Here is a 24976-nt window from a genome sequence, read left to right as displayed (position 1 = left end):
CATAACAAGGACGGGGTAGGAAACATGGCCGCGCCAACGACGCTTCAAGGCACATCCCGCGCAAGCTCGCCGTCCACGCCGAAAGGTGCCTGGAAGATCACCTTCCTGCTGTTCCTGTTCATGCTGGTGAACTTCGCCGACAAGATCGTCGTCGGGCTCGCCGGCGTGCCGATCATGACCGAGCTCAATCTCACGGCCGAGCAGTTCGGCCTGCTCGGCTCGTCGTTCTTCTTCCTGTTTTCGATCTCGGCCATCATGGTCGGCTTCATCGTGAACAAGGTGCCGACGCGCTGGGTGCTGTTGGTGCTGGCGCTGATCTGGGCGGTGGCGCAATTCCCGATGGTCGGCACCGTCGGCTTCACGACGCTGCTGATCTGCCGCGTCATTCTCGGTGCCGGCGAGGGGCCTGCGGCGTCTGTCGCGGTCCATGCCGTCTACAAATGGTTCCCTGACGAGAAGCGGGCGATGCCGACCGCCATCCTTTCGCAAGGCTCGGCGTTCGGCGTCATTCTCGCGGTGCCTGCGCTGAACTTCATCATCGTGACCTATGGCTGGCACTATGCCTTCGGCGCGCTCGGCGTGGTCGGACTGATGTGGAGCGCGGCGTGGCTGTGGCTGGGTCGGGAAGGGCCGCTGGCCGAGATCGAGTCCGCCGCCTCGCGCGAGCAGCGCGTGCCCTATCTGCAACTGCTGACGTCGCGCACCTTCGTCGGCTGCGTGACCGCGACCTTCGGTGCCTATTGGGCGCTGTCGCTCGGGCTGACCTGGTTCACGCCGTTCCTGGTGAAGGGTCTCGGCTTCTCGCAGGCGCAGGCCGGCTTCATCTCGATCCTGCCCTGGATCTTTGGCGCCTGCGTCGTGCTGACGACGGGCTTCGTCTCACAGCTGCTGATGGCGCGCGGCGTCTCCACGCGCATGGCGCGCGGCGTGCTCGGCGCGACGCCGCTGGTGATCGGCGGCGGGCTGATGGCGGCGATGGCGCATGTCGACGGCGCCGCGGCCCGGATCGCGCTGCTGGTGGTCGGGTCGGGATTGTGCGGATCGATCTACGTCGTCTGCCCGCCGATGATCGGCGAGTTCACGCCGGTCGCGCAGCGCGGCGCCGTCATGGCGATCTATGGCGCGCTGTACACGCTCGCCGGCATCGTGGCGCCGGTGGTGATGGGCAAGATGATCCAGGCCTCGGGCAGCATGGTCGAAGGCTACATGTCCGGCTTCACCATCAACGCGGTCATCATGGTGATCTCCGGCCTGCTCGGCCTGGCACTGCTCTGGCCGAACAGCGAGCGCGCCCGCCTGCAGGCCCACCAGGCTGTCGCGCCGGAATTTGCGTGAGCGGTGGCGCAACGCGAGCCGTCAGCACTCTGATCTTCGCGGTTCCAAGCGCCGGATGGCCCTGCCCCGGTGCGCGCCACACATTCAGTGTCGTCCCGGCCTCGCGCCGGGACCCATAGCCACCATTGGTAGTTGGCTGGGCGAGGTGGGACGGCGTTCGCGCCTGAAACAACGTCCTGGGGTTATGGGTCCCGGATCGGCGCGCGCGTTGCGCGCTTGTCCGGGACGACACCGAGGATTGCGCAGGCGTTTCAAGGCATGGCAGCGACGGACCTATTGCACCCCGGCCCGCGCCCCCCTCACCAGCCGCCCCGGCCGTGCGCCGGTGGCCTCACCGTGGCGGCGCGTCACCACACCGGACACGATCGTCGCCTCGTAGCCATCGACGTCCTGCATCAGCCGGCGGCCGCCGACCGGCAGGTCGTAGTGCACCTTGGGCGGATGCAGATGCAGCCGGTCGTAGTCGATGACGTTGACGTCCGCCTTGTAGCCGGCGTTGATCAAGCCGCGATCCTCGAGGCCGACGGACAGCGCGGTCTTGCGCGACTGCGCGGCGACCACGAACGGGATCGACAGCTTCTCGCCACGCTTGCGGTCGCGCGTCCAGTGCGTAAGCAGGTAGGTCGGAAAATTGGCGTCGCAGATGATGCTGCAGTGCGCGCCGCCGTCGCTCAAGCCTGGCACGCTTCTGGGATCGCGCAGCATCTCGTAGGTGGCGTCGAGATTGCCGTCGGAATAGTTCAGGAACGGCACGTAGAGCATGCCGCGTCCACCATCCGTCAGCATCGCGTCATAGGCCAGCTCCTCGGGGCGGCATCCCCTGGCGCGGGCCTGGGCGCCCAGCGACCGCTCCGGCGGTTGCTCATAGTCCGGCGGATCGCCGAGCAGGTACATCTTGTCGTAGTTCGGCTTGAAGAACAGCGGATCGTCAGTGGCGGTGGCCTGCTCGCTGAGGATCGCCGCGCGCAGCTGCGGATCCCGCATCCGCGCCACGCGTTCCTCGAGCGGCAGGTGCGCGATCGCCTGGTAGCTCGGATGCGTCTGCAGCGGGTTGCGCGACAATTCGAGCCCGAGCAGCAGCCCGACTGGACGCGCCGCGATCTGCGCCGTCACCGACAGGCCGCGCGCGGCCGCCGCATTGATCTCCGCCAGGGTCTGCCGCCAGCGCTGCGGCGCGCGGTCGTTCTGCGTGACCGAGAACGAGATCGGGCACTTCGTCGCGTCGGCGATGCGCAGCATCATCGGCAGGTCTTCGTGGATGGTCGAGATGTCCAGCACGAATTGCAGCACGCTGCGGCCGGCGCTGTGCATGGCGCTCGCGATCGTCGTCAGCTCATCCTCGCCGGCCTTCAGTGTCGGCGTGTAGTCGCCGGTCGAGGTGCGATGGTTGAGCGTGCGCGAGGTCGAAAAGCCGAGCGCTCCGGCCTTGACCGCGTCGCGCGCGAGCGCCGCCATCGCGCGGTTGTCGTCGGCCGTGGCCGGATCGCGCCGCGCGCCGCGCTCGCCCATCACATAGACGCGCAGCGCCGCATGCGGCAGTTGCGCGCCGATGTCGAGATCGAAGGAGCGTTTTGCCAGCCATTCCATGTAGTCGGGAAAGCTCTCCCATTCCCAGGGAATGCCGGCTTCGAGCACCGGCTCGGGAATGTCCTCGACGCCTTCCATCAGCTGGATCAGGCGCTGGTGGTCGGCCGGCCGGCATGGCGCGAAGCCGACGCCGCAATTGCCCATGATCGCGGTGGTGACGCCATTCTGCGATGACGGCGAGATGTCGTGGCTCCAGGTGACCTGGCCGTCGTAATGAGTGTGGACGTCGACGAAGCCGGGCGTGACCAGCTTGCCGCGCGCGTCGATCTCCTCGCGGCCTGACGCGGCGACCTTGCCGACGGCGACGATGCGGCCGTCCGCGATCGCGACATCGGCCTCATAAAGCTCGCCGCCCGAACCATCGGCAACGGTCCCGCCGCGGATCACGAGATCTGGCTGCGTCATGGCGTGTCTTCCCCGGATGTTTGTTGTTGTGGGGGCATCATCGGCCAGCGGGCGATGATGTCAACATGCGGGAGGTGAGGGCAGCGTTGCGACAGCAGCCGATGGAGTAAGCCGCAGCCATCGCGGTGCCCATCACTGCGCCCTCTCCCCTTGCGGGAGAGGGCATGTATGAGGGATCGGCAAGCTCGCTTGGGTGAGGGGTATGTCTCCACGAGCGCCGCAAGCGGATAGATACCCCTCACCCGATTGCGCAAGTGGATGAGCCGGTGATGCCCTCTCCCGCCCTGGCGAAGCTCTGCTTCGCCTTGGGGGGAGAGGGCGCTGCATCTGGCAGCGCTGACGAACTAACAATCGGCTGTCCGTAGGGTGGGCAAAGCGAAGCGTGCCCACCGTTTACGGCGGCGGTCTTAGTTGCAATGGTGGGCACGCTGCGCTTTGCCCACCCTACGACGACAACTACGCCGTCTTCTTCTTCGGCTCGGTGAAGAACGCCAGCACGATGGTCAGCAGCATGAACACCACCGAGGTGCCGAACACCCAGCGTGGGGCGTTCATGTCCATGATCCAGCCGAACAGCAGCGGGCTGACGACGCCGGCGAAGTTGAAGCCGGTGGAGACGATGCCGAAGGCGCGGCCGGCGGCGCCGGCGGGAGCGGCGTTGCGGACCAGCATGTCGCGCGACGGCGCGATGACGCCGCTCATGAAGCCTGCGGTCAGCATGATCGCGACCAGCAGCACGGGATGCAGGCTGACGAAGGTGATGATCAGCACGAGCACGGCATTGATGGCATAGGCCACCGCCGCGACCAGGTTGTGATGGCGGATGCGGTCGGCGAGCTGGCCCCCGGCGAGCACGCCGACGGCGCTGGCGCCGAGGAAGGCGGTGAGCGCAATGTTGGCGGTCGAGAACGAGATGCCATAGCCGTTCATGAAGGCGACCACGCCGAAGCTGGAGATGCCGGCGTTGGACAGGCTGAGCAGCATGAAGAACACGGTCAGCAGCATCAGCATCGGCGTCAGCAGGCCCGGCTGCTTGACCTTGGTGCCATCAGCCTTGGTGGCATGCGGATGCGGCGGCACCTCCGGCACGTTGCCGACGAGCAGCAGCAGCGCCGCCAGAGGCCCGACCAGGCCCGCCGCGATCAGCGCGCCGGAGCCGCCGACGGTGGTGACCAGCGCGGCCATGACGGCCGGCGCGACTGCGCCGCCGAGATAGCCGGCAAAAGTGTGCACGCCGAAGGCGCGGCCCATCCGGCTCTCTTCCATATGCGCCGACAGCAGCGCGTAGTCGGACGGGTGATAGACCGCGTTCGCAAGGCCGAGCAGCACCGCCGAGACGACCAGGCTGGTATAGGTCAGGTAGACCCCGAGCATCGCCAGCGACAGGCCGCCGAGCGTCAGGCCGAGCAGCAGGATGCGGCGGGCGCCGGCGCGGTCGACGAGATAGCCGACCGGGGCCTGGGTCAGCGCCGAGACCACGGCGAACAATGTGAGCGGAAAGCCGAGTTCGACATAGCCGACGCCGAGCTTCTCCTTCAGGTAGGGAAACAGCATCGGCAGCACCAGCATGTGCAGGTGGCTGACCCAATGCGCCAGCGAGACCAGCGCCAAGGTGCGCAGCGAAGAGGGTGCCCGGACCGGAGCGGCGGTGTGTTGCGATGCGGCGAGAACGTCAGCCATGCTCGATCCGTGTGGCTCCGGGCGTCAGTGATGAAACTGGAGGGCGCGTTGCCGGCAAACCGCCGAGGCTCCCGCAATGAGGGCGCGCGACACATCGCCACACTATCGGATTGCGGTTCATTGTCCATGAACGCAGGCGCATGGCACCTGCGCGCGGTGGCCGGCGGGGTAGGCCGCGGCGATGCTGCGGTCAGCCATTCGGCCGTGTGCATGGGACTCACAGTGGCGCCTCATCCACCAGTGTCGTCCCCGCTAACGCGGGGACCCATAACCACCGTCGCCCGTGGCAACACGCGATGCCGCTCCAGCGCGCTCGGGCAGCGCCAGCGGTGTCTATGGGTCCCCGTGTCCGCTGAGACGACAGCGGCGTATGACGTGCCGACCCGGACTATAACGGAGTGCGACGCGCCACCAGGATGAGGTCGGCCCAGGCCCCCCTCACGACTGCGACGCAAATCCCGGATTGCCGTCGACGCCCGAGAGCGTGACCTTGTTGGTTCCCGTCAGCACCAACTGGCCGTTGCGCAGGTGGTTGGCGACGATGTCCCACACCGGCTTGCCGTCCTGCGCGTTCATCGAAGCCCAGCCGGCGACCTTGTAGGTCTTGTGGGCTTCCAAGGGATGCCCGTCGTCGCGTGTGAGGTCGGTGATGCGGCGGCCGATCGGCTCCGACGGCGTGCAGCGATAGGAGAAGCCGCCGGTGCGCACCATGTCGCCGCCCTGCTGCAGATAGGGATCGGCGTTGAAGAGGTTGTCGCAGACGTCCTCGAGCACGGCCTTGATGTCAGCCCCGGTCATCCGCTGCACATAGGTTTCCGGGTAAGTGATTGCGGTCTGCGCGAGCACGTCCTCCAGCATGATCGACTGGCCGGCGAGCACGGAGGGGCCCCAGCGGAAACCCGGCGACAGCGCAAGCTCGGCATCGAGCTCGCGGCGCAGCGCCGCGCAGATCAGATCGTCGGTGGTGCCTTCGAAATTGCCGCGGCGATACAGCAGCCGGTCCGAGGTCGCGAGCTTCTCGCTCCAGGCGGCGACCTGCGGCTGCTGCGTCTGGTCGATCAGCGCCTGCATCGCGGCATCCGGCTTCAGGAGCTCCGAATAGACCGGCAGCAGCCGGTAGCGCGCATCGGCGACGCGGCCCTTGCCGACGTCGAGATCGAGCACGCCGACGAATTTGCCGTTGGAGCCGGCATTGGTGACGAGGGTGGCGCCCTTGGCGTTGCTGACCGCGACCGGCTGCGGGATCGCGTCATGGGTGTGGCCGCCGAGGATGACGTCGATGCCGGTGACGCGGCTCGCGAGCTTGAGATCGACATCCATGCCGTTGTGCGACAGCAGGATCACCGCATCGACCTTATCGGCGCCGCGCAAGGCATCGACCAGCTTCTGCAGTTCCTCCTCGCGGATGCCGAAGGTCCAGTCCGGCGTGAAGCGGCGCGGATGGGCGATCGGCACGTAGGGGAAGGCCTGGCCGATCACGGCGATGCGCGCGCCGCCGATCTCCTTGATCATGGCCGGCTTGAACACGCGGCCCGAGCCACGATCGAACGCCTTGGCGTCGTTGAACGCGGCCTCCTCGGTCAGGAACACGTTCTGCGCCAGGAACTCGCCCTTGAAGCGCGCGAGATTGGCGCGCAGCGCCTCCTCGCCATAGGTGAACTCCCAATGCCCGGTCATTGCGTCGATGCCGAGCAGATTGGCGGCGCTCACCATGTCGGCGCCGCGCATCGCATTGGCGAGCCCGGTGCCCTGCCAGAGATCGCCGCCGTCGAGCAGCAGCGAGCGATGATCGCCGGCGTCCGCGCGCAGCTTGTCGATCAGCGTCTTCAGATGCGCGAAGCCGCCCATCTTGCCGAAGCGGACGGCAAATTTCTCGAACTCGAAGGAGGTGAAGGCATAGGCCTCGGCGCTATCGGGGCGGATGCCGTAGCGGTCGAGGAAGGCGCGCTCGACCAGATGCGGCGGCTTGCCCCACATCTCGCCGATGCCGAGATTGACGCTGGGCTCGCGGAAATACACCGGCCGCAGCTGCGCATGCGTGTCGGTGATGTGCAGGATGCGCGCATTGCCGAACTTCTCGATGTCGTAGAGGCTGACGGTCTCGGCGGCATGGGCGTTGCGCAGCAGCGCCGGCGCGGCAAGCACGGCGGCACCTGATATTTTGAGAAGATCCCGGCGCCGCATCATCGCTCGCGTCCTAGCGGATCTCCAGGTCCTTCCAGCGCTGCTTCTCGCTGGTGGCCTGGACGATCGAGGCCTTGGCGAGCGCCTCGGCCTCCTGCGCCGATTTCAGCGCCTGGTCGAAATTGCCGGACTCCGCCGCCTTCTTTGCAGCATTCAGTGCGGCCTGGGTCACGGTCCATTGGTTGCGCAGACGTCCGGCTTCCTTGTTGGCGCTCTCGGCCGCCGCGACAGCCGCGACGTAGTCGGCTTCCGACGCGGCCCGCGCGGAGCCGGCGCAGACCGCCGACACCATCATGGCGAACACGATCTTTTTCATGACGTTTGTTGTTGCGATATGTCCTGGAAAATTTCTCATGGCCGCGCTCCCGGTCCTGAAACCGGCAGGCCGTTCGACACGTAGGACAGATAGTATTCGAGGTTGCGATACTCGTCCGATTGCGGCTCCAGCGGCACGGCGCGCGTCTGGCTGTTGCAGGTGACGAAGCGGCGGCTGATCGCGCCCATGCCGCTCCATTCGGAGCGGTAGATCGGCATCGCGTTGAGAATGCCGAGCGCAGGTGCCAGGATCTCGGCGCGGATGCGCTCGCCCGGGCTCTGCACGTGGCAGCTCGCGCAGGAGAAGTTCAGCTGGCCGCGGCGGGTGTAGAAATATTCCTTGCCCTTCTCATAGGCGTCCAGCGCGCGCGGATCATCGGGGATCTTGATGTCGAAGCGCTTGCCGCGCGAGGTGAACGCCATGTAGGCGGTCAGCGAGGCCATCTCGTCCTTGACGTAGGAATAGGGCGGCTCGCCATTGGCCTCGCGGCAACGGTTCAGCGCAAGCTCGAGCGTGATGACCTTGCCTTCCTTGTCGTCGAAATACGGATAGTTCTGGCGGATGCCGATGCCGCCATTCGGGAAGCAGTCGGCGTAGGTCTTGCCGTTCTTGAACGGCTTGGCGAACATCTCCTTGCCGGCCTCGAGCGCGAACTCGTAAGGAGGGAATTGCTCCTTCTCCTCCCACTGCCGGCGCATGTCGGCGTTCATCGAATAGGGGCCGTTGACGAAGTCGTCGAACGCCACCTTCGGGAACTTCTTGACGAAGTAGTCCTGGAACGCCTTCGCGTCGGCAGCCGGATCGGGCTTGTCCGCGGCAACCGCGGATGCGCAGAGACCGCACGCCGCCGCTACAGCGAGGAGCAGGCGCAGTGCGCTCATTGGATCGTCGCCGTCAGGCTGTCGGTCGCGCCCTTGTTGTCGACCCAGCTCACTTTCAGCTCGTCGCCCTTCGCCGCGCCCTTGAAGCCGAACTTGACGTAGGGATCCTTGGAGACCGCGGTGCCCCAATCGGCCAGGAACACGGTCTTGTCCTTGTGCGTGAAGGTGAGCTGCTGGATGTAGTGCGCCGGAATGATCTCGCCCTTGGCGTCCTTGACCAGGCCAGTATCCATCGGGTGCTGGATCAGGGTCTGCACCTCGGTGATGTCGCCGTTCAGGATCGCGCGGACGCGAATGCTCGATGCCATGGTCGCTCTCCCCCTTAGCCGCCGCAGCCGCCGACGGTGACCTTCACTTCCTTCGTCGCGCTGTAGAGCTTGCCGCCGGATTCGACGAGCGCGATCACGCTGGAGGTCTTGGCCATCTTCAGCCGGTTCGCCACCGCCGGCACGGTGCCTTCGGGGATCTTGTAGGATGCCGCGAGCGCGTTCGGGTTCTCGGCGACGATGAATGAAATCGAGGTGACGTTCGGCAGCGACGTCGTTACCGCGATCGGCACCACGCCGCCGTTCTCGGCGATCTCAGGCGCATCCAGCTTGATCTTGTCGGATGCCTCGTGGTCGCGGCCGTACAGCGCCTTGATCGCGTCGCCCGCGTTCTTCTGCTTGAAGGCGTCTTCGGGATATTTGTTGTCGTTGGTGGCGGCGAATACCGGCGTTGCGTGCAGCACGGCATTGCCGAGGCCGATCAGCGCGACGAGGCCGGCGCCCTTCAGGATCAGGCGGCGGCTGGTCACTGGGCCGAACGAGGCAGTCATTCAGTGTCTCCAAACGGAATCAGAGGGTCTGCAGGAAATCGACGATGGCGCTGATTTCCTGCTCGGTCAGGATGCGGTTGCGGCCGAACGGCGGCATCACCGTCAGCGGGTTGCGGACCGTCTCGTCGTTGAGGATTGCGGTCAGCTCGGCACGGTCATACCGGCCTGTGAGGTTCTCGAGCTTCGGCCCGATCGAGCCCGGCAGATCGCCGCCCTTGATCTCGTGGCAGGTCAGGCAATTGCCCTTGCCGCGGTCGAAAGCCAGCTTCTGGCCCTCGGCAGCGCCGGACTGGGCGTGAGCCGCGGACATCGCAACAGGAGACATGGCGAGCGAAAGCCCGAGCGCCAGGGCGGTACGCATGACGGATGTGATCAAGGTGAGGTTCCGACGTCTCGGTGATGTCAGCAATATAGGGGCTGCAAAGCATAAAGACCATCGGCTGACAATGCGGCTATGGTGGCCGGCGCAACGCGGTTAATGAGGGCCGTTCGTCGGCGGCCGGGAGTATCGGATGGCGGAGTATGTCGTGGAGTTCGGCCGGGATGGCCGGCGCGTGGAACCGGACGGGCGGCTGGATGCGGCTGCGTTCCACCGCAACCACCAGCCGATCTGGGCCGTGCTGGCGCGGCTGCTCGACGGCCGCTCCGGCGACGTCCTGGAGGCCGGCAGCGGCACCGGCCAGCACATCGTGCATTTCGCCGCGCAGCGGCCCGATCTCATTTGGTGGCCGAGCGATTACAACGACAATCACCTCGCCAGCATCGCCGCCTGGCGTACGCACGCCGGTCTCTCCAACATCCGCGACGCCCAGCGTCTCGACCTGTCCGATCCGGCCTGGGTCGGCGCATTCCGGGCCGCCGGCGGACCGGCGCAGCTCGCCGCGATCTTCTGCGCTAACGTCATCCATATCGCGCCGTGGGCCGTGGCGGAGGGATTGTTCGCGGGAGCAGGCGAGGTGCTGTCGCCGGGCGGGCTGCTGATGCTCTATGGCCCGTTCAAGCGCGCCGGCAAGCACACCGCCGTCAGCAACGCCGTGTTCGATACGTCTCTGCGCGAAGGCAACCCGGAGTGGGGTGTCCGCGACATCACCGACCTCGACGCGCTCGGCGCGCGCAATGGCCTCGTCTTGCGCGAAACGGTGGAGATGCCCGCTAACAACATGATCCTGGTGTTCGCGCGAATTGCGTGAGTTGTCGACGGCTCTGCGCGACTTACGAACGGCGCATCGCCAGCCGCCGCTGTCGTCCCGGCCTTGAGCCGGGACCCATACTCCGCGGCAGCAGTTGGTCGCGCGGAGAGATGCCACGCAGATCTCGCGCGACAACTGGACCCTGTGGTTATGGTCCCGGCGTTCGCCGGGACGACGGCGGTGGGTGGGGCAGGCTGCGCCGTCTGCAACGAAGCTTAGACGCTATCCCATCTCCAATCCCACATGCCGGGCCAGAAACCGCACACCCAGCGTGATGAAGCTGGCGCGCTCGCGGTTGTCGGTGCCGTAGCCATGGCCGCCGGCGGCGGGCTCGTAGAACCAGCTGTCGTAGCCCATCGCCTGCAGCTTGGCCGTCATCTTGCGCGCGTGGCCGGGATGCACGCGATCGTCGCGCCGGGTCGTGGCGATCAGGATCGGCGGATAAGGCTGGCCGGGCTTGGCGGTGTGATAGGCCGAATAGGTCTGTAGCCAGCCCCACTCCTCGGCCTTGTCCGGATCGCCATACTCCGCGATCCAGCTCGCGCCGGCGAGCAGCTTGGTGTAGCGGCGCATGTCGATCAGCGGGATGGTGCAGAACAGCGCGCCGAAGCGCTCGGGATAGCGCACCAGCATGTTGGTGATCAGGATGCCGCCATTCGAGCCGCCCTGCGCGCCGATGCGCTTCGGCACGGTGACGCCGCGCCGGACCAGATCGGCGGCAACAGCAGCGAAATCATCATGCGCGAGCCGCTTGCCGGCATAGCGGCCGGCATCGTGCCAGGCGGTGCCGAACTCGCCGCCGCCGCGGATGTTGGCTTCGACCAGGCTGCCGCCGCGCTCCAGCCACAGCTTGCCGAGCGCAGCATTGTAACTGGGGCGAATGGTATGGCCGAAGCCGCCATAGGCGCTCATATACACCGGCGCATCGCCGGTCTGCTCGGCCGGTCCGGTCAGCGTGTAGGGAATGCTGGTGCCGTCGACCGAGACCGCCTCGTGTCGCGACACCACATAGCCCTCGGCGGTGAAGGTGCGGGGCGCCCGCTTGAGGATGACGGGCGCACCAAAGCCCTCGATGAGCTGGAGCGACGGCGGCGTCAGCGGATCCTGGACATTGGCGAGCAGGTCGCCATTGCTCTCGGTGTCCTCGATGTCGAACCGCCAGACGTCCACGGTCGCAATCTCCGGCAAGCCCGGCAGCCGCTCGCAATTCCATCCCTGCGGTGACGGCGTCCACAGCTCGAATTGCGGCCGGAGCTCGTCGAGGATCGACAGCACCAGCCGGCCACCGGCCCAATACAGGCCCTGCAGCGCGCGGCGTGGGCCCGGCTCGAACAGGCGAACGAAGTCGCGCGAGCCGGCCAGAAACGCCGACAGCCGGATGCCCAACACGACATCGGCGGGATAGGCAGTCTCGCCGACTGTCCACGGCTGACGCAGCTTCACCGCCATCCAGTCGCCATCCGCGGTCATCCAGCAATCGGTCGGCAGATCGAGCCTGGTGCGTGCGCCCTGGGCGTCGCCGAGCCAGAGATGATGGTTGAAGAAGTCGAGCCCCTCGGTGAACCACACCCGTGCCGGCGTGACACCGCGATCGACATCGGCGCGCACCCAGACCGACTGGTCGTTCTCGGCGGTGAAGATCACCTTCGCTGCGTCGACCGGCTCGCCCCGCCGCCACAGCCGCACCGTGCGCGCATAACCCGACGGCGTCGCCATGCCCTCGCCGAACGCGCTCGACAGCAGCAGCGTGTCCTGGTCGAGCCAATCGACGCTGCCCTTGGCCTCGGTGAGCGTGAAGCCACCCTCGACGAAGCGCTTGGTGCTGAGATCGAATTCGCGCAGCACCACCGCGTCGCTGCCGCCGCGCGACAGTGACAGGATCGCGCGCTCATGAATCGGCGGCAGGGTCGAGACCCAGTTCAACGCCCAGTCCTCGCCTTCGTCGGCGGCGAGACGGTCGATGTCGAGCAGCACGTCCCATTTCGGCTCCGCTTTGCGGAACTCGTCCAGTCTGGTCCGGCGCCACAGCCCGCGCGGGTGCGCCGCGTCCTTCCATTGATTGTAGAGGCGCCCGCCGCGCCGGCTGACGAACGGGATGTTGTCCGGCCGATCGAAGATCGCCGCCAGCGTGTCGCGATCGCGTTCGAAGCCCGCGCCGCCGAACGCCGCGAGTGTGCGCTGGTTCTGTGCCGCGACGAAGGCGAGCGGGCGCTCACCCTCGACGTCCTCGAGCCACAGATGCGGATCGTCGTCGGGTGCCGCGACGGTGGGACGATCGTCGATTGACATGGCTCAAGCTCCGCAGCCGCCTTTGACGCGAGAATACCGCCGGCTGGATTAGCCGGGCCGGCTTGGCCTGTCGAATCACGCATCGCGCATGGCTTGTTTCCGTTGCGGCCGGTTGCCTCGATCGCGGGCTTCCCGCAATAGTGCCGCGACAGCCGAGCAATGAGGCAGCGCGGGCCAGCGCCGTCCGGACAACCCATGATCGACGTGACCGTGACCGAAGACACTTCCGATGATGCCCGCGCGCGCCGTAATGTCGCCCGCCTCGCTGCCGCTCAGGCGCTGACCGGCGCCAACTCGGCGGTGATCTTCGCCACCGGCGCAATCGTCGGCGTCACCATCGCCCCGAACATCGGGCTCGCGACCGTGCCGATCTCGATGTACGTCGTCGGCCTCGCGGCCGGCACCTTGCCGACCGGCGCGATCTCCCGCCGCTACGGCCGCCGCGCGGCGTTCCTGATCGGCACCGGCTGCGGCGCCGTCACCGGCGTGCTCGGCTGCCTCGCCATCCTGCGCGGCTCGTTCGCACTGTTCTGCCTCGCGACCTTCCTCGGCGGCCTCTACGGCGCCGTCGCGCAGTCCTATCGCTTCGCGGCTGCGGATGGCGCCAGCGCCGCGTTCCGGCCGAAGGCGGTGTCGTGGGTGATGGCCGGCGGCATCTTCGCCGGCCTGCTCGGTCCGCAGCTCGTGCAATGGACCATGGACGTCTGGCAGCCTTATCTGTTCGCCTTCAGCTATCTGATCCAGGCCGCGGTGGCGCTGATCGCGATGGGCATCGTCGCCGGCGTCGATCTGCCGAAGCCCGCGGCCGCCGATCTGCATGTCGGCCGGCCGCTGTTCGAGATCGTGCGCCAGCCGCGCTTCATCGCAGCGGCGCTGTGCGGCACCATCGCCTATCCCGTGATGAACCTGGTGATGACCTCCGCGCCGCTCGCGATGCAGATGTGCGGGCTCACGGTGTCGGATTCCAATTTCGGCCTGCAATGGCACATCGTCGCGATGTATGGCCCGAGCTTCTTCACCGGCTCGCTGATCGCCCGCTTCGGCGCTCCGGTCATCGTTGCCGTCGGGCTGGCGCTGGAAGCCGTCGCTGCGATCATCGGACTGTCGGGGCTGACCGCGATGCACTTCTGGGCCACGCTCGTGGCGCTCGGGGTGGGGTGGAATTTCGGCTTCGTCGGCGCCTCCGCGCTGGTGCTGGAGACGCATACCTCGGCCGAGCGCAACAAGGTGCAGGCGTTCAACGATTTCCTGATCTTCGGCCTGATGGCGCTGGGCTCGTTCTCGTCGGGCCAGCTGCTCGCGCATTTCGGCTGGTCGGCGGTGAACATGGTGGTATTCCCGCCGGTGCTGCTGGGGCTGTGCGTGCTCGCGCTGGTGTGGTCGTCGAAGCGGCGGGTGGCGGCGGAGCAGGGATAAAAAGAGCTCGCACGCAACAAATAGGCTCACCCGTCGAGCGGATCGGGCGGTGTACCCTCTCCCCTTGTGGGAGAGGGTGGTTTCGATGCGAAGCATCGAAACCGGGTGAGGGGTTGCCCCGGGCGACGGCCTGAGTATGCGGCACGAACCCCTCACCGGAGTGAGTTTGTAGCTGCCCGCGGTGTAGCCCTCTCCCACAAGGGGAGAGGGCGCAGTCATGGGCACCGTAGCGGCGGGAGCGCTGTCGTGCTCCTGACTACTTCAACTCCGACACCTCGCCCTCCGGCAGATCGAACTCGAACGCGTTCAGCGTCATCGAGACCATCGTGTAGTAGCCGCACAGGCCGATGATCTCGACCAGGCCGCGTTCGCCGAGCGTGGCGATCGCCTCGGCATAGAGCGCATCCGTCAGCCCATGTCCCTCATGCAGCGACTTCGCGACATCGTAGATCATCTGCGCCTTGGCATCGGAAAACGCCGGCGTGCGGCGGTCGCGGATGTCGTCGATGATCTTGATGTCCAAACCGCCCGCCAGCGCCAGCCGCTTATGCGCGTACCATTCGTAATGCGCGGTCCAATGCCGTGCCGTCACCAGGATCGCGATCTCCGACAGCGCAGCCGGAAACACCGTGTCATAGCGCAGGAAGGCGCCGAGCCGGGTCGCATGCCGCGCCATCTCCGGGCTGTTGAGCCAGGCCATCATCGGCGGCGGCGGCGAGCCGCGCTTGCTGGCGATCGATTCGTCATAGGTCTGGCGCTGGTCAGCGCTCATTTCGCCAGGCGAAAGAAGTTTCAGGCGCATGGTCGTTTCCTCGTATTTTCACGCGGCGGCATCATGACCATAGATCGGCTGGCAAGGCGAGCCGGCCGCGGTGACATCGATATTGAATTCCCTGACGTGCTGAGGTTAGGTCGTTCCAACGACAGCAAACATGGAAACGCGCGAGGACTGGGCATGGTCTATTCAAAGATGGCCGATCTCGACACATTCCGCCGCGAAACGCGGGCTTGGCTGGAGGCGAACTGCCCGCCCGAAATGCGCCGGCCGATGACCTCGGACGAGGACACGTTCTGGGGCGGCCGCAACGCGAAATTCTCCTCCGAGCCGCAGCGCATCTGGTTCGAGCGCATGCGCGACAAGGGCTGGACCGTTCCGCACTGGCCGAAAGAATATGGCGGCGGCGGCCTCGATGGCGAGGAGGCCAAGATCGTGCGCCAGGAGATGGCCGCGATCGGCGCGCGTGCGCCGATCACCTCGTTCGGCATCTCGATGCTCGGACCGGCGCTGCTGAAATACGGCACCGACGCGCAGAAGCGCGAGCATCTGCCCAAGATCACCGCCGGTCTCATTCGCTGGTGCCAGGGCTATTCCGAGCCGAACGCCGGCTCCGATCTCGCCTCGCTGCAGACGCGCGCGGAGAGCGACGGCGACGACTACATCATCAACGGCCAGAAGATCTGGACGTCCTACGCCAACTACGCCGATTGGATCTTCTGCCTGGTGCGCACCGATCCCGCGGCGAAGAAGCATGACGGCATCAGCTTCATCCTGTTCGATATGACCTCGAAGGGCGTGTCGACCAAGCCGATCCTCCTGATCTCCGGCCGCTCGCCGTTCTGCGAAACCTTCTTCGACAATGTCCGCGTGCCCAAGGTTAATGTGCTCGGCACCGTCAACCGCGGCTGGGACGTCGCCAAATATCTGCTGCAGCACGAGCGCGCGATGATCTCCGGCATGGGCGAGCGCGGCGGCAGCCGTCCGCTCGGCCAGGTCGCGGCTGACTCCGTCGGCAGCGATGCGCAGGGCCGGCTCGACGATGCGCTGCTGCGCGCCGAGATCGCAACCTTCGATGTTGACGAGGCCGCGCTCGCCGCGGCCGCCGAGCGCATGGTCGATCTCGCCAAGGCCGGGCAGGGTCACCCGGCGTTCTCGTCGGCGATGAAGTATTACGGCACCGAGCTCAACAAGCGCCGCCACGAGCTCCTGATGTCATCGGGCGGCATCGACGCGCTGGAATGGGAGAGCGCGCGCTCGCACGAGGGCGCCCGGCCCCGCGCGTGGCTGCGCACGAAAGCGAACTCCATCGAAGGCGGCACCTCCGAGGTCATGCTCGGCATCGTCGCCAAGCGCATCCTCGATCTCCCGGGGGCGTAACCAGTTTCCCCTCATCCTGAGGAGCGTGCCTCTTGGCGCGCGTCTCGAAGGATGAGGCCCGACAATGGCCTCATGGTTCGAGACGTGCGCCGAGAGGCGCACTCCTCACCATGAGGGTTGAGAGCGAAACTTCAGAAGAAATTCAGGAAACGCCATGCCTCTCCTCCTCACCGAAGAACAATCCATGCTGCGCGACAGCGCGCGCGGTCTGATCTCCGATCACGCGCCGGTGGCGCATCTGCGCAAGCTGCGCGACACCAGAGACGAGACCGGCTTCTCCCGGGAGCTCTGGGCGACCTTCGCCGAGATGGGCTTTGCCGGCCTGCTCGTGCCGGAGGAGCACGGCGGCTCCGGGCTCGGCGCGGTCGAGGCCGGTGTCGTGATGGAGGAGATCGGCCGCACCTTGATGCCGTCGCCGTTCCTGGCGACGGCGGTGCTGTCGGCGTCGGCGCTGGCCCGCGCCGGCTCGGCGGCGCAGAAATCGGAGTATCTGCCGAAGATCGCCAGCGGCAAGCTGCTCGCGGCGCTCGCGCTCGATGAAGGCGCCAAGCATCGCCCGCTGCACACGTCGCTTCAGGCCGTGCGCTCCGGCAACGGTTTCAAGCTCAGCGGTGCCAAGGCGATGGTGGTCGATGGCCATGTCGCCGATCTGCTGCTGGTCGTCGCGCGCAGCGCCGGCGCGCCGGGCGAGCGCGACGGCCTGGCGCTGTTCCTGGTCGATCCCAGGGCCAAGGGCGTGGCAATCGAGCGCACCATCATGGTCGACGCGCACAACGCCGCGCGCATCACCTTCGACAATGTCGAGGTCACCGCCGATCACGTGCTGGGCGAGGTTGATGGCGGCGCGGCCGTGCTCGGCAGCGTGCTTGATCTCGGGCGCGGTGCCGTCGCCTCCGAGATGGTCGGCCTGAGCGAGGAGGTGTTCGGCCGCACGGTCGCCTATCTCAAGGAGCGCAAGCAGTTCGGCAAGGCGATCGGCGAATTCCAGGCGCTGCAGCACCGCGCCGCCCAGCTCTACATCGAGATCGAGATTACGCGCGCCGCCGTGCTCAAAGCGCTGCAGGCGCTCGATGCGGATCCTGCGGGTGCGGCCGCCGCCGTCGCCGTGGCCAAAGCCCGCGCCGGCGCCACCGCCACCCGTGCGGTGCAGGAGGGCGTGCAGATGCATGGCGGCATGGGCATGACCGACCAGTTCGACATCGGCTTCTTCATGAAGCGCGCGCGGGTGTGCGAGGAGCTGCTGGGGGATGCGAACTACCACGCGGCGCAGCTGGCGGAGCTGAGGGGCTACTAAGCCACCTCGTTGTCGGCCTCGCTCTGGCTCCACTCTCCACTGTCATCGTCCGCGAAGGCGGACGATCTAGTACGCCGAGACCGCAGTGATCAATCGAGGGGCCGCGGCGTATTGGGTACCCCGCCTTCGCGGGGTACGATAGTCTTTGTGTGTCGGCCCAGGTGGCGCCACACTCACCGCTGTCGTCCCGGCGAACGCCGGGACCCATAACCACAGGGGGATGTGGCGACGTGCGCTGGTAGCTCCAGCGTTCGCCAAACTCCAGACGGTGGTTATGGGTCCCGGCTCAAAGGCCGGGACGACACCGTTCTTGTTGCGACGGTATCGGCCCTCATAGGCCAGTTGCGTCCCTGCGATCTTGAACGTCGCGACCTCGGAGCTCACGAACAAAGAGCGCGCCGTCATCAACGGCGCGCTCTCGATATCTCAATGCTCTCGTCTGATCAGTGATGCTTCGGCGCCTTGGCCGGCGGCAGCAGCACCTTGTCGATGACGTGGATGACGCCGTTCGAAGCCACGATGTCGGCCTGCACGACGTGCGCGTCGTTGACCTGCACGCCGAACATCGTGCCGTCGACGTCGACCTTCTGGCCCTGCGCGGTCTTGACGCTGAGCTTCTTGCCGGCGACGTCGCCCGCCTTCACCGCGCCCGGGATCACGTGATACTTCAGGATGGCGGCGAGCTTGCCCCTGTTCTTCGGCTTGAGGAGATCCTCGACCGTGCCCGGCGGCAGCGCAGCGAACGCCGCGTCGGTCGGCGCGAACACGGTGAACGGACCCTTGCTCTTCAGCACCGGCACGACACCCGCAGCCTTCGCGGCGGCGACCAGCGTCTTGAACTGGCCGGCGCCAACGGCGGTATCGACGATATCGGCAGCGCGAGCGGCGGTAGCGGAGATGGAGAGCGCGCCCAGCATCAACGCGCCGGCAACGAACGAACGGAATCCCAGCGTCATTCGAGTTTTTCCTTGTGAACTGAACTGATGAGTTGGCTGATGCGCAAAAAGGATTTGCGGCCCTTGTTCTCCCCTGTGGTCCAGGGTCGCATCGCCCCGACCGGATTGGTCGAGGTCGTTACGACCGCCGTGATCGGATGGATTTGAGAACGCGTTCACGAACTCGTGAGGGTCGAATGCCGGTCTTCAAGTGGGCCGCGCGAGGCGCATGAATCCGCTGAACTAATTGCGCGGTATTCGCAGGCGCGCTGCCCGTCGTGCCATTTTGTCGCAATCCGACGGGCGTTGTGTCGTCGGGCAAATCAGCCGCACACTCCGCGCGTCTTGGCCCACAAGAGGGACGCTTCGCGGTCGTCACGAGTGTCGGGCTGATGATGCGATGGCCGCATCGGGTCGCAGCGTGAGAGATCATGCCGACGAACGACACCGGTGCGGACGTGAAAGCGCGTGGTCCTGGCGCCCCGAAGCTGGCGTCAAGCTCGCGACGATGTTGGCGCATCGCGCGGGCGACGGTGGCTAAACAGCCGGACACCGAGGAGAGCGCGCCATAACCGTTAAGCCCATCGCGCAGGGAAGGCCGGGTCGATGCGGCTGAGCCTGTGGTTCCTGCCGCCTGCATTTTTTTTCGCAGGCGGGCCGCAGGTGCCAGTCGGCACCTGGCCTTCCCTGCGCCCTCGATTTGAAGAGGGCGGAGAATTTGCCAAAGCTCGGACGCACGGAGCGTCGCGAGATCAATGTCGTTCATGTCGAGATTCGAGCTCTCGCGCAGTGAACGGTGCGCTCCCTCGCCCCGTTCTTACGGGGAGAGGGTTGGGGTGAGGGGCAGACGCACGGGAAGTGTTCGTGGTGAGACCTGTACCCCCTCACCCGGATTGCATCTTGCGATGCAATCCGACCTCTCAGTGCGAGCGAAGCTCGTCGCGACCCCGCAAGCGGGGCGAGGTACACCGAGCCAGCCGCTTATGATGCCGAATCACGTCCATGATCTCAGACAACGCCGTAGTCCGTCACCTGATCGGTGGCGCATACTGGATGCCGCCGGCGTTCCACAGCTGGTTCATGCCGCGCGGGATCTTCAGCTTCGACTCGCTGCCGACGTTGCGCTCATAGACTTCGCCGTAATTGCCGACGTGGCGGATGATGCGTGCCGCCCAGTCCTTCGACAGGCCGAGATCCTGGCCGTAGGTGCCCTCATTGCCGACCAGCCGCATCAGGTCCGGCTTCTTCGACTTCAACGCCTCGTCGATGTTCTTGGAGGTGATGCCGAGCTCCTCGGCATTGATCATCGCGTACAGCGTCCACTTCACGATCATCATCCAGTCGTCATCGCGCTGGCGGACCACCGGCGCGAGCGGCTCCTTGGAGATCAGGTCGGGCAGGATGTCGTGATCGCCCGGCTTTGTCAGCACCAGCCGCAGCGCGTAGAGCTGCGAGACGTCGGCGGTGAAGGTGTCGCACTTGCCGCTGTCATAGGCCTTGAGGACGTCGTCGAGCTTCGGCAGCTTGACCTCCTCGTACTTCATGTTGTTGGCGCGGAAGTAGTCGGACACGTTGAGCGCGTTGGTGGTCGAGTCCTGCACGCAGACCTTGCTGCCGTTGAGGTCGAGCGCGGTCTCCAGCTTGCGCGAGCGCGGCACCATGAAGCCCTGGCCGTCGTAATAGGCGACCGCCGGGAAATACAGGTCGTAGTTCTGCTCGCGCGCCATCGACCAGGTGGTGTTGCGCGAGAGGATGTCGACCTTGCGGCTCTGCAGCTCCTTGAAGCGCTCATTGGCGTCGAGCGGCACGAACTTCGCCTTCTTCGGATCGTCGAAGATCGCCGCGGCGACCGCGCGGCAGAAGTCGACGTCGAATCCGGTCCAGTTGCCCTTGTCGTCGGGAATCGAGAAGCCGGGCAGGCCGGCATTGACGCCGCACAGCACCTCGCCGCGGCGGACGGTGCGCTTCAGCGTGCGGGTGTCGTACATCTCATAGGTGACGGCGAGCGCCGCGACGAGCACGGCAACGGCGAGCCCGATCAGCAGGCCGCCTCGGAAAGTGCGCATGGTGAATCTCTTTCAGAAAATGTCAGGACAAAGCGATGTCTGAATGTCCGGCGGCAATCGCCGCCGTCACAGTTCCGGCTTCTGCCGCACCACGACCTTGGTGCCGACGGGCACACGGTCGTAGAGGTCGGCGACATCGGCATTCACCAGGCGGAAGCAGCCGGAGGAAATCTTGCTGCCGATGGTCCAGGGCTGATTGGTGCCGTGGATGCGGTACACGGTGGTGCCCAGATACATGGCGCGCGCGCCCAAGGGATTACCGGGGCCGCCGGCCATGAAGCGCGGCAGATAAGGCTGGCGCTGGATCATCTCCGGCGGCGGCGTCCAGTCCGGCCACTCCGCCTTCTTGGTGATCGCGAGCAGTCCCTGCCACTGGAAGCCGTCACGGCCGACGCCGATGCCGTAGCGGATGGCGCGGCCGCCCGGCTGCACCAGATAGAGGTGGCGCTCGGCGGTGGACACGATGATCGTCCCGGGCGGCTCGTTGGTGCGGAAATAGACGACCTGCTTGCGCCACTCGGGATCGAGCTCGTAGCCGTCATCGGCGACGAGACCGGGCTGATCGCCCGGGTCCTCGGACTGGGCGAAGCTGTGCGATGTGGACAGCGCCAGCGCGATGATGGCGCTGGTGGCACACAGCAGGCGACGGAAACTCGGCATTCAAAGCTCTCCTCAACGGACCCCTGCGAAGCTTGCCCGATCAAATCCACCCGCCAAATTTCAGGGGCATATTCGTGGCAAAGTCAAGCTGAGCGCAGGTCGTCCGCTGTCATCCGAGCTTCATCCAGAGCCGCAACAGGAAGGCGACTGTCCCGACCGTCGCGACGCCGGCCAGCCACAGCACGACAAACCAGGCGAGACGTTTCGCGAGCGGGGCAGGTTGCTCCGTGGCCATCAATGATAGCCGGCGTCGTGGCCGACCTTGCCGCGAAACACCCAATAGGCCCATGCGGTGTAGCCGAGAATCAGCGGCACCAGCACCAGCACGCCGGGCAGCATTATCAGCTGGCTGCGCTCGGGCGCCGCCGCCTGCCAGATCGTGACGCTCTGCGGCACGATGTAGGGATACATGCTGATGCCGAGGCCCGCGTAGGAGAGGAAGAACAGCGCGAGCGCGAGAAAGAACGGCCAGCCGTCATGCTTCTGGGCGAGGTTCTTCATCAGCAGCACGGTGACGCCGACGACGGCGAGCGGCACCGGTGCGGTCAACACGATCGCGGGCCAGCTGAACCAGCGCTGGGCATATTGGATGGTCAGCAGCGGCGTCGCCAGGCTCACGGCGGCGATCGCGAGCAGCATCATGAACAGGAGCACCCAGGCGATGCGGTAGGCCTTGTCGCGCAGATCGCCCTCGGTCTTCAGGATCAGCCAGGTGGCGCCGAGCAGCGCGTAGCCTGCGACCAGCGACACGCCGGTGAGGATGGAAAACGGCGTCAGCCAGTCCCACCAGCCGCCGGCATAGTGGCGGCCCTCGACATGCACGCCCTGCAGGATGGCGCCGAGCGCGATGCCCTGCGCCAGCGCCGCGACCCAGGAGCCGCCGGCGAAGGCGATGTCCCAGAGATTGCGTGTGGCGCGCGTGCGCCAGCGGAATTCGAAGGCGACGCCGCGGAAGATCAGCCCGACCAGCATCGCGATCAGCGGCGCATACAGCGCCGGCAGCAGGATGGAATAGGCGAGCGGAAACGCGGCCATCAGCCCGCCGCCGCCGAGCACCAGCCAGGTCTCGTTGCCGTCCCACACCGGCGCGACGGTGTTGGTGATGACGTCGCGGTCGTGCTTGCCCGGAAACAGCGGGAAGAGGATGCCGAGGCCGAGGTCGAAGCCGTCCATCACGACATAGATGAACACGGCGAGCGCGATGATGAACGCCCAGAGCGTGGCAAGATCGACGGCGACGGTCATGATCCCGCTCCCTGCACAACGCCGGCGGCCGGCGTGATGCCGGCGGTACGCACCGGCTGCTCGCTGCTCGGGCCGGGCTCACCGGGATGCGGCGGCTCGGCCATCAGGCGCAGGATGTACATCACCCCGGCGGCGAAGATGATGAAATACACGATGATGAAGGCGAGCAGGGAGGTGCCGACCGCGGGCGCCGCCAGCGGCGACACGGAATCGGAGGTGCGCAGCAGGCCGTACACGGTGAAGGGCTGGCGGCCGGTCTCGGTCGTGACCCAGCCGGCAATGACGGCGATGAAGCCGGCCGGGCCCATCGCGATCGCGAAGCGGTGCAGGCCGCGGTTGATGTACAGCCGGCCGCGCCAGCGCTCCCACAGGCTGAACAGGCCGAGCGCCAGCATCAGCATGCCCAGCCCGACCATGATGCGGAACGACCAGAAGGTGATCGGCACCGGCGGCCAGTCCTGCCGCGGCACGGTGTCGAGCCCGGCCATCGGAGCGTCGATCTGGTGCTTGAGGATCAGCGAGCCGAATTTGGGAATGCCGAGCGCATATTTCAGCTCGCCCTTCTCCTGGTCGGGCCAGCCGAACAGATAAAGCGGCGCGCCGTCCTTGTGGCTCTCGAAATGGCCTTCCATGGCCATGATCTTCACCGGCTGGTGTTCGAGCGTGTTCAGGCCATGCGCATCGCCGACCATGATTTGCAGCGGCGCGACCAGCGCCGCCATCCACATCGCCATCGAGAACATCACGCGCGGGCCCGGCAGATGCGGATTGCGCAGCAGGTGCCAGGCGCCGACGGCGCCGACCACGAGCGAGGTCGTGAGATAGGCCGCGAGCACCATGTGGACGAGGCGATACGGGAACGACGGGTTGAAGATCACCTTCAGCCAGTCGACCGAGACGAACTGTCCGTCCGCGTTCACCGCGTAACCGGCCGGCGTCTGCATCCAGGAATTTGCGGAGAGAATCCAGAACGCCGAGATCAACGTGCCCACGGCGACCATCAAGGTGGCGAGGAAATGCAGCTTCGGTCCGACGCGCTTCAGGCCGAACAGCATGACGCCGAGAAAGCCCGCTTCGAGGAAGAACGCGGTCAGCACCTCATAGGCCATAAGCGGGCCGATGACCGGTCCGACCTTGTCGGAATAGACCGACCAGTTGGTGCCGAACTGGTAGGACATCACGATGCCGGAGACGACGCCCATCGCGAACGCGATGGCGAAGATCTTGAGCCAGTAGTTGAAGACGTTGAGGAAGACGTCGCGCCCCGTCCACAGCCACAGCGCTTCCAGCACCGCGAGGTAGGAGGCGAGCCCGATCGAGAAGGCGGGGAAGATGATGTGGAAGGTGACCGTGAAGGCGAACTGCGCGCGCGCCAGCTCCACCGCATCCAAACCGAACATCCGAAACCGTCCGTCATTGCGGGGCACTTGGCCCCTGTTGCGCGGACAATCGCACCCGCAATGGGCGATATCAAATGGTCAAATCGCCCTACGGCGCTGCGGTGGGCTTCACAAAAGACGAAGACCCGGCGGGGGCATCCGCCGGGTCTTCGGAGCAACCTTGGAGGTGGAATTTGCTCGCTCGAAACTGAGGTCAGCTGGGGGACTGAGGCTCAGTTGATGGGGGGAGTTATAGAAGTCGAAGTTTTCGGGGTGATTTCGCCGATCGTTTCAATTGTTTCATTCGGCGAATTTTGTGCGTCGTCTCGTGGAACCCGCCGGGACACCGGTCCCAGCGAGGAAGGGTGGCAATCAGGCCGCCAGGCTATGAACGCCGGCGCCGCGCAGGAGTTCCGCGAGGTGCTTGCGGGCATAGAACATGCGGGTCTTTACCGTGCTCTGCGGGATGCCGATGATCTGGCCGACCTCCTCCACGGACTTCTCGTGGTAGTAGATCAGCGTGATGATCTCGCGGTGCGCCGGCGACAGCTTGGCGACGCAGGCGCGCAGGATGGCGCTGGTGGTGGAACGCTCCAGCGAGGTCTCCGGCGTGTCGCTGTCATCGGCGATCTCGCGCACCTCGTCCTGGTCGATGTCCTCGAAGCGGCGCTGGCGCAGCGCGGTCAGCGCCTTGAAGCGGGCGATCGAGAGCAGCCAAGTCGAGACCTGCGAGCGGCCTTCGAACTGCTTGGCAGTGCGCCACACGTCCAGGAACACCTGGCTGACGAGGTCCTCGGCGATGGTGGTGTCGCGGACGATGCGCAGGATGAAGCGATAGACCCGCACATTGTGGCGTGCATAAAGCGTGTGCATCGCGGTGCGATCGCCATCGGAAATGCTCTCCAGGAGCATGTCGTCCGTGGTCGCCTGGGCAGCGATGATGCCCTGGCTGGCTCCGGAATTGATGGCAACGACGTTTTGCATGGCACTCTCCCGTTCCGCCGCCCCCTTGCGGCGTTTCGACGGGTGGGATTGTTACGGAGTGCCCGTTTCGGGACGTCTGCACCAAACCTGGAAAATGGTTTCGTGGGACTGCAGAAATGTTTCGTCGCACCGCACATCGCGAAACAGTCGTGGCGGAA

At 66.1% G+C, this 24976-nt stretch carries 22 protein-coding genes; 5 read left to right on the top strand and 17 right to left on the bottom strand.

Annotated features, from left to right (window positions below; all coding sequences use genetic code 11):
* The first annotated feature begins 24 nt into the window (after nt 1–24).
* Entirely contained in the window at nt 25–1335 is a 1311-nt protein-coding gene (locus tag BRAD285_RS31480) for an MFS transporter (protein WP_006615418.1), read from the top strand.
* A gap of 273 nt (nt 1336–1608) precedes the next feature.
* On the opposite strand, the gene BRAD285_RS31475 is transcribed toward BRAD285_RS31480, so the two are convergent.
* The 8 genes from BRAD285_RS31475 to soxX form a co-directional block, all read right to left on the bottom strand.
* On the bottom strand, nt 1609–3327 hold the full coding sequence (locus BRAD285_RS31475) for an amidohydrolase family protein (RefSeq protein WP_006615419.1): 1719 nt from the start codon (nt 3325–3327) through the stop codon (nt 1609–1611).
* Between the two features lie 456 nt (nt 3328–3783).
* Complete coding sequence (locus BRAD285_RS31470; protein ID WP_006615420.1) at nt 3784–5007, bottom strand: MFS transporter; 1224 nt, start codon at nt 5005–5007, stop codon at nt 3784–3786.
* 438 nt (nt 5008–5445) lie between these two features.
* Nucleotides 5446–7194, bottom strand: a complete 1749-nt coding sequence (soxB, locus tag BRAD285_RS31465; RefSeq protein ID WP_006615421.1) for a thiosulfohydrolase SoxB — start codon at nt 7192–7194, stop codon at nt 5446–5448.
* Nucleotides 7195–7204: 10 nt separating this feature from the next.
* Nucleotides 7205–7507 carry a hypothetical protein gene (locus tag BRAD285_RS31460; protein WP_035648874.1) on the bottom strand — a complete coding sequence of 101 codons (303 nt, stop codon included), beginning with the start codon at nt 7505–7507 and terminating at the stop codon, nt 7205–7207.
* A gap of 35 nt (nt 7508–7542) precedes the next feature.
* The gene (gene soxA, locus BRAD285_RS31455; RefSeq protein WP_006615423.1) at nt 7543–8388 is read right to left on the bottom strand and encodes a sulfur oxidation c-type cytochrome SoxA; all 846 of its coding nucleotides are present in this window, start codon (nt 8386–8388) and stop codon (nt 7543–7545) included.
* Nucleotides 8385–8696, bottom strand: a complete 312-nt coding sequence (gene soxZ / locus BRAD285_RS31450; RefSeq protein WP_006615424.1) for a thiosulfate oxidation carrier complex protein SoxZ — start codon at nt 8694–8696, stop codon at nt 8385–8387. Before soxZ ends, soxA begins: the two co-directional genes overlap by 4 nt.
* A gap of 14 nt (nt 8697–8710) precedes the next feature.
* Nucleotides 8711–9205 carry a thiosulfate oxidation carrier protein SoxY gene (gene soxY / locus BRAD285_RS31445; protein ID WP_006615425.1) on the bottom strand — a complete coding sequence of 165 codons (495 nt, stop codon included), beginning with the start codon at nt 9203–9205 and terminating at the stop codon, nt 8711–8713.
* Between the two features lie 19 nt (nt 9206–9224).
* A complete protein-coding gene (soxX, locus tag BRAD285_RS31440) occupies nt 9225–9530 on the bottom strand; it encodes a sulfur oxidation c-type cytochrome SoxX (RefSeq protein WP_050887008.1) in 306 nt (101 codons plus the stop codon).
* A 187-nt stretch (nt 9531–9717) separates the two neighbouring features.
* Here soxX and BRAD285_RS31435 point away from each other — a divergent pair, with 187 nt between their 5' ends.
* A complete protein-coding gene (locus BRAD285_RS31435; RefSeq protein ID WP_006615427.1) occupies nt 9718–10395 on the top strand; it encodes a DUF938 domain-containing protein in 678 nt (225 codons plus the stop codon).
* A 222-nt stretch (nt 10396–10617) separates the two neighbouring features.
* On the opposite strand, the gene BRAD285_RS31430 is transcribed toward BRAD285_RS31435, so the two are convergent.
* A complete protein-coding gene (locus BRAD285_RS31430) occupies nt 10618–12684 on the bottom strand; it encodes a prolyl oligopeptidase family protein (protein ID WP_006615428.1) in 2067 nt (688 codons plus the stop codon).
* A gap of 195 nt (nt 12685–12879) precedes the next feature.
* Between BRAD285_RS31430 and BRAD285_RS31425 the strand changes: the two genes are divergently transcribed.
* Nucleotides 12880–14100 carry an MFS transporter gene (locus BRAD285_RS31425; protein WP_006615429.1) on the top strand — a complete coding sequence of 407 codons (1221 nt, stop codon included), beginning with the start codon at nt 12880–12882 and terminating at the stop codon, nt 14098–14100.
* Nucleotides 14101–14356: 256 nt separating this feature from the next.
* Here the strand turns inward: BRAD285_RS31425 and BRAD285_RS31420 are convergent, their stop codons facing one another.
* Nucleotides 14357–14902, bottom strand: a complete 546-nt coding sequence (locus tag BRAD285_RS31420) for a carboxymuconolactone decarboxylase family protein (protein WP_006615430.1) — start codon at nt 14900–14902, stop codon at nt 14357–14359.
* Nucleotides 14903–15070: 168 nt separating this feature from the next.
* Between BRAD285_RS31420 and BRAD285_RS31415 the strand changes: the two genes are divergently transcribed.
* Together BRAD285_RS31415 and BRAD285_RS31410 are read left to right on the top strand one after the other, a co-directional pair.
* Nucleotides 15071–16255, top strand: a complete 1185-nt coding sequence (locus BRAD285_RS31415; protein WP_035648884.1) for an acyl-CoA dehydrogenase family protein — start codon at nt 15071–15073, stop codon at nt 16253–16255.
* A gap of 154 nt (nt 16256–16409) precedes the next feature.
* On the top strand, nt 16410–17549 hold the full coding sequence (locus BRAD285_RS31410) for an acyl-CoA dehydrogenase family protein (RefSeq protein ID WP_006615432.1): 1140 nt from the start codon (nt 16410–16412) through the stop codon (nt 17547–17549).
* 443 nt (nt 17550–17992) lie between these two features.
* Here the strand turns inward: BRAD285_RS31410 and BRAD285_RS31405 are convergent, their stop codons facing one another.
* From BRAD285_RS31405 to BRAD285_RS31370, 7 genes are all read right to left on the bottom strand, one after another.
* A complete protein-coding gene (locus tag BRAD285_RS31405) occupies nt 17993–18505 on the bottom strand; it encodes a fasciclin domain-containing protein (protein ID WP_197696967.1) in 513 nt (170 codons plus the stop codon).
* A gap of 1007 nt (nt 18506–19512) precedes the next feature.
* Nucleotides 19513–20550 (bottom strand): amino acid ABC transporter substrate-binding protein, encoded by a 1038-nt coding sequence (locus BRAD285_RS31395; protein ID WP_006615260.1) that lies wholly within the window; start codon nt 20548–20550, stop codon nt 19513–19515.
* 66 nt (nt 20551–20616) lie between these two features.
* On the bottom strand, nt 20617–21210 hold the full coding sequence (locus tag BRAD285_RS31390) for a L,D-transpeptidase (RefSeq protein ID WP_006615261.1): 594 nt from the start codon (nt 21208–21210) through the stop codon (nt 20617–20619).
* Nucleotides 21211–21319: 109 nt separating this feature from the next.
* Entirely contained in the window at nt 21320–21445 is a 126-nt protein-coding gene (locus BRAD285_RS31385) for a DUF2474 family protein (RefSeq protein WP_085962880.1), read from the bottom strand.
* Nucleotides 21445–22455: a cytochrome d ubiquinol oxidase subunit II gene (gene cydB, locus BRAD285_RS31380; RefSeq protein WP_006615263.1), complete on the bottom strand. Its 1011-nt coding sequence runs from the start codon at nt 22453–22455 to the stop codon at nt 21445–21447. The genes BRAD285_RS31385 and cydB overlap by 1 nt, the downstream gene beginning before the upstream one ends.
* Nucleotides 22452–23855: a cytochrome ubiquinol oxidase subunit I gene (locus BRAD285_RS31375; RefSeq protein WP_035648760.1), complete on the bottom strand. Its 1404-nt coding sequence runs from the start codon at nt 23853–23855 to the stop codon at nt 22452–22454. The genes cydB and BRAD285_RS31375 overlap by 4 nt, the downstream gene beginning before the upstream one ends.
* 351 nt (nt 23856–24206) lie before the next feature.
* A complete protein-coding gene (locus BRAD285_RS31370; RefSeq protein WP_006615265.1) occupies nt 24207–24818 on the bottom strand; it encodes a sigma-70 family RNA polymerase sigma factor in 612 nt (203 codons plus the stop codon).
* Nucleotides 24819–24976 lie beyond the last annotated feature (158 nt).

It is taken from the genome of Bradyrhizobium sp. ORS 285, from assembly GCF_900176205.1.
GTDB lineage: Bacteria > Pseudomonadota > Alphaproteobacteria > Rhizobiales > Xanthobacteraceae > Bradyrhizobium.
The sequence above is the reverse complement of the archived record's forward strand: the minus strand, read 5'-3'. Positions and strand labels throughout refer to the sequence as shown.

What these genes read in the sequence shown, in the direction of transcription:
- BRAD285_RS31480 (WP_006615418.1), top strand. Translation starts at nt 25, where the DNA reads ATGGCCGCGCCAACGACGCTTCAAGGCACATCCCGCGCAAGCTCGCCG.
- BRAD285_RS31475 (WP_006615419.1), bottom strand. Translation starts at nt 3,327, where the DNA reads ATGACGCAGCCAGATCTCGTGATCCGCGGCGGGACCGTTGCCGATGGT.
- BRAD285_RS31470 (WP_006615420.1), bottom strand. Translation starts at nt 5,007, where the DNA reads ATGGCTGACGTTCTCGCCGCATCGCAACACACCGCCGCTCCGGTCCGG.
- soxB (WP_006615421.1), bottom strand. Translation starts at nt 7,194, where the DNA reads ATGATGCGGCGCCGGGATCTTCTCAAAATATCAGGTGCCGCCGTGCTT.
- BRAD285_RS31460 (WP_035648874.1), bottom strand. Translation starts at nt 7,507, where the DNA reads ATGAAAAAGATCGTGTTCGCCATGATGGTGTCGGCGGTCTGCGCCGGC.
- soxA (WP_006615423.1), bottom strand. Translation starts at nt 8,388, where the DNA reads ATGAGCGCACTGCGCCTGCTCCTCGCTGTAGCGGCGGCGTGCGGTCTC.
- soxZ (WP_006615424.1), bottom strand. Translation starts at nt 8,696, where the DNA reads ATGGCATCGAGCATTCGCGTCCGCGCGATCCTGAACGGCGACATCACC.
- soxY (WP_006615425.1), bottom strand. Translation starts at nt 9,205, where the DNA reads ATGACTGCCTCGTTCGGCCCAGTGACCAGCCGCCGCCTGATCCTGAAG.
- soxX (WP_050887008.1), bottom strand. Translation starts at nt 9,530, where the DNA reads ATGTCTCCTGTTGCGATGTCCGCGGCTCACGCCCAGTCCGGCGCTGCC.
- BRAD285_RS31435 (WP_006615427.1), top strand. Translation starts at nt 9,718, where the DNA reads ATGGCGGAGTATGTCGTGGAGTTCGGCCGGGATGGCCGGCGCGTGGAA.
- BRAD285_RS31430 (WP_006615428.1), bottom strand. Translation starts at nt 12,684, where the DNA reads ATGTCAATCGACGATCGTCCCACCGTCGCGGCACCCGACGACGATCCG.
- BRAD285_RS31425 (WP_006615429.1), top strand. Translation starts at nt 12,880, where the DNA reads ATGATCGACGTGACCGTGACCGAAGACACTTCCGATGATGCCCGCGCG.
- BRAD285_RS31420 (WP_006615430.1), bottom strand. Translation starts at nt 14,902, where the DNA reads ATGCGCCTGAAACTTCTTTCGCCTGGCGAAATGAGCGCTGACCAGCGC.
- BRAD285_RS31415 (WP_035648884.1), top strand. Translation starts at nt 15,071, where the DNA reads ATGGCCGATCTCGACACATTCCGCCGCGAAACGCGGGCTTGGCTGGAG.
- BRAD285_RS31410 (WP_006615432.1), top strand. Translation starts at nt 16,410, where the DNA reads ATGCCTCTCCTCCTCACCGAAGAACAATCCATGCTGCGCGACAGCGCG.
- BRAD285_RS31405 (WP_197696967.1), bottom strand. Translation starts at nt 18,505, where the DNA reads ATGACGCTGGGATTCCGTTCGTTCGTTGCCGGCGCGTTGATGCTGGGC.
- BRAD285_RS31395 (WP_006615260.1), bottom strand. Translation starts at nt 20,550, where the DNA reads ATGCGCACTTTCCGAGGCGGCCTGCTGATCGGGCTCGCCGTTGCCGTG.
- BRAD285_RS31390 (WP_006615261.1), bottom strand. Translation starts at nt 21,210, where the DNA reads ATGCCGAGTTTCCGTCGCCTGCTGTGTGCCACCAGCGCCATCATCGCG.
- BRAD285_RS31385 (WP_085962880.1), bottom strand. Translation starts at nt 21,445, where the DNA reads ATGGCCACGGAGCAACCTGCCCCGCTCGCGAAACGTCTCGCCTGGTTT.
- cydB (WP_006615263.1), bottom strand. Translation starts at nt 22,455, where the DNA reads ATGACCGTCGCCGTCGATCTTGCCACGCTCTGGGCGTTCATCATCGCG.
- BRAD285_RS31375 (WP_035648760.1), bottom strand. Translation starts at nt 23,855, where the DNA reads ATGTTCGGTTTGGATGCGGTGGAGCTGGCGCGCGCGCAGTTCGCCTTC.
- BRAD285_RS31370 (WP_006615265.1), bottom strand. Translation starts at nt 24,818, where the DNA reads ATGCAAAACGTCGTTGCCATCAATTCCGGAGCCAGCCAGGGCATCATC.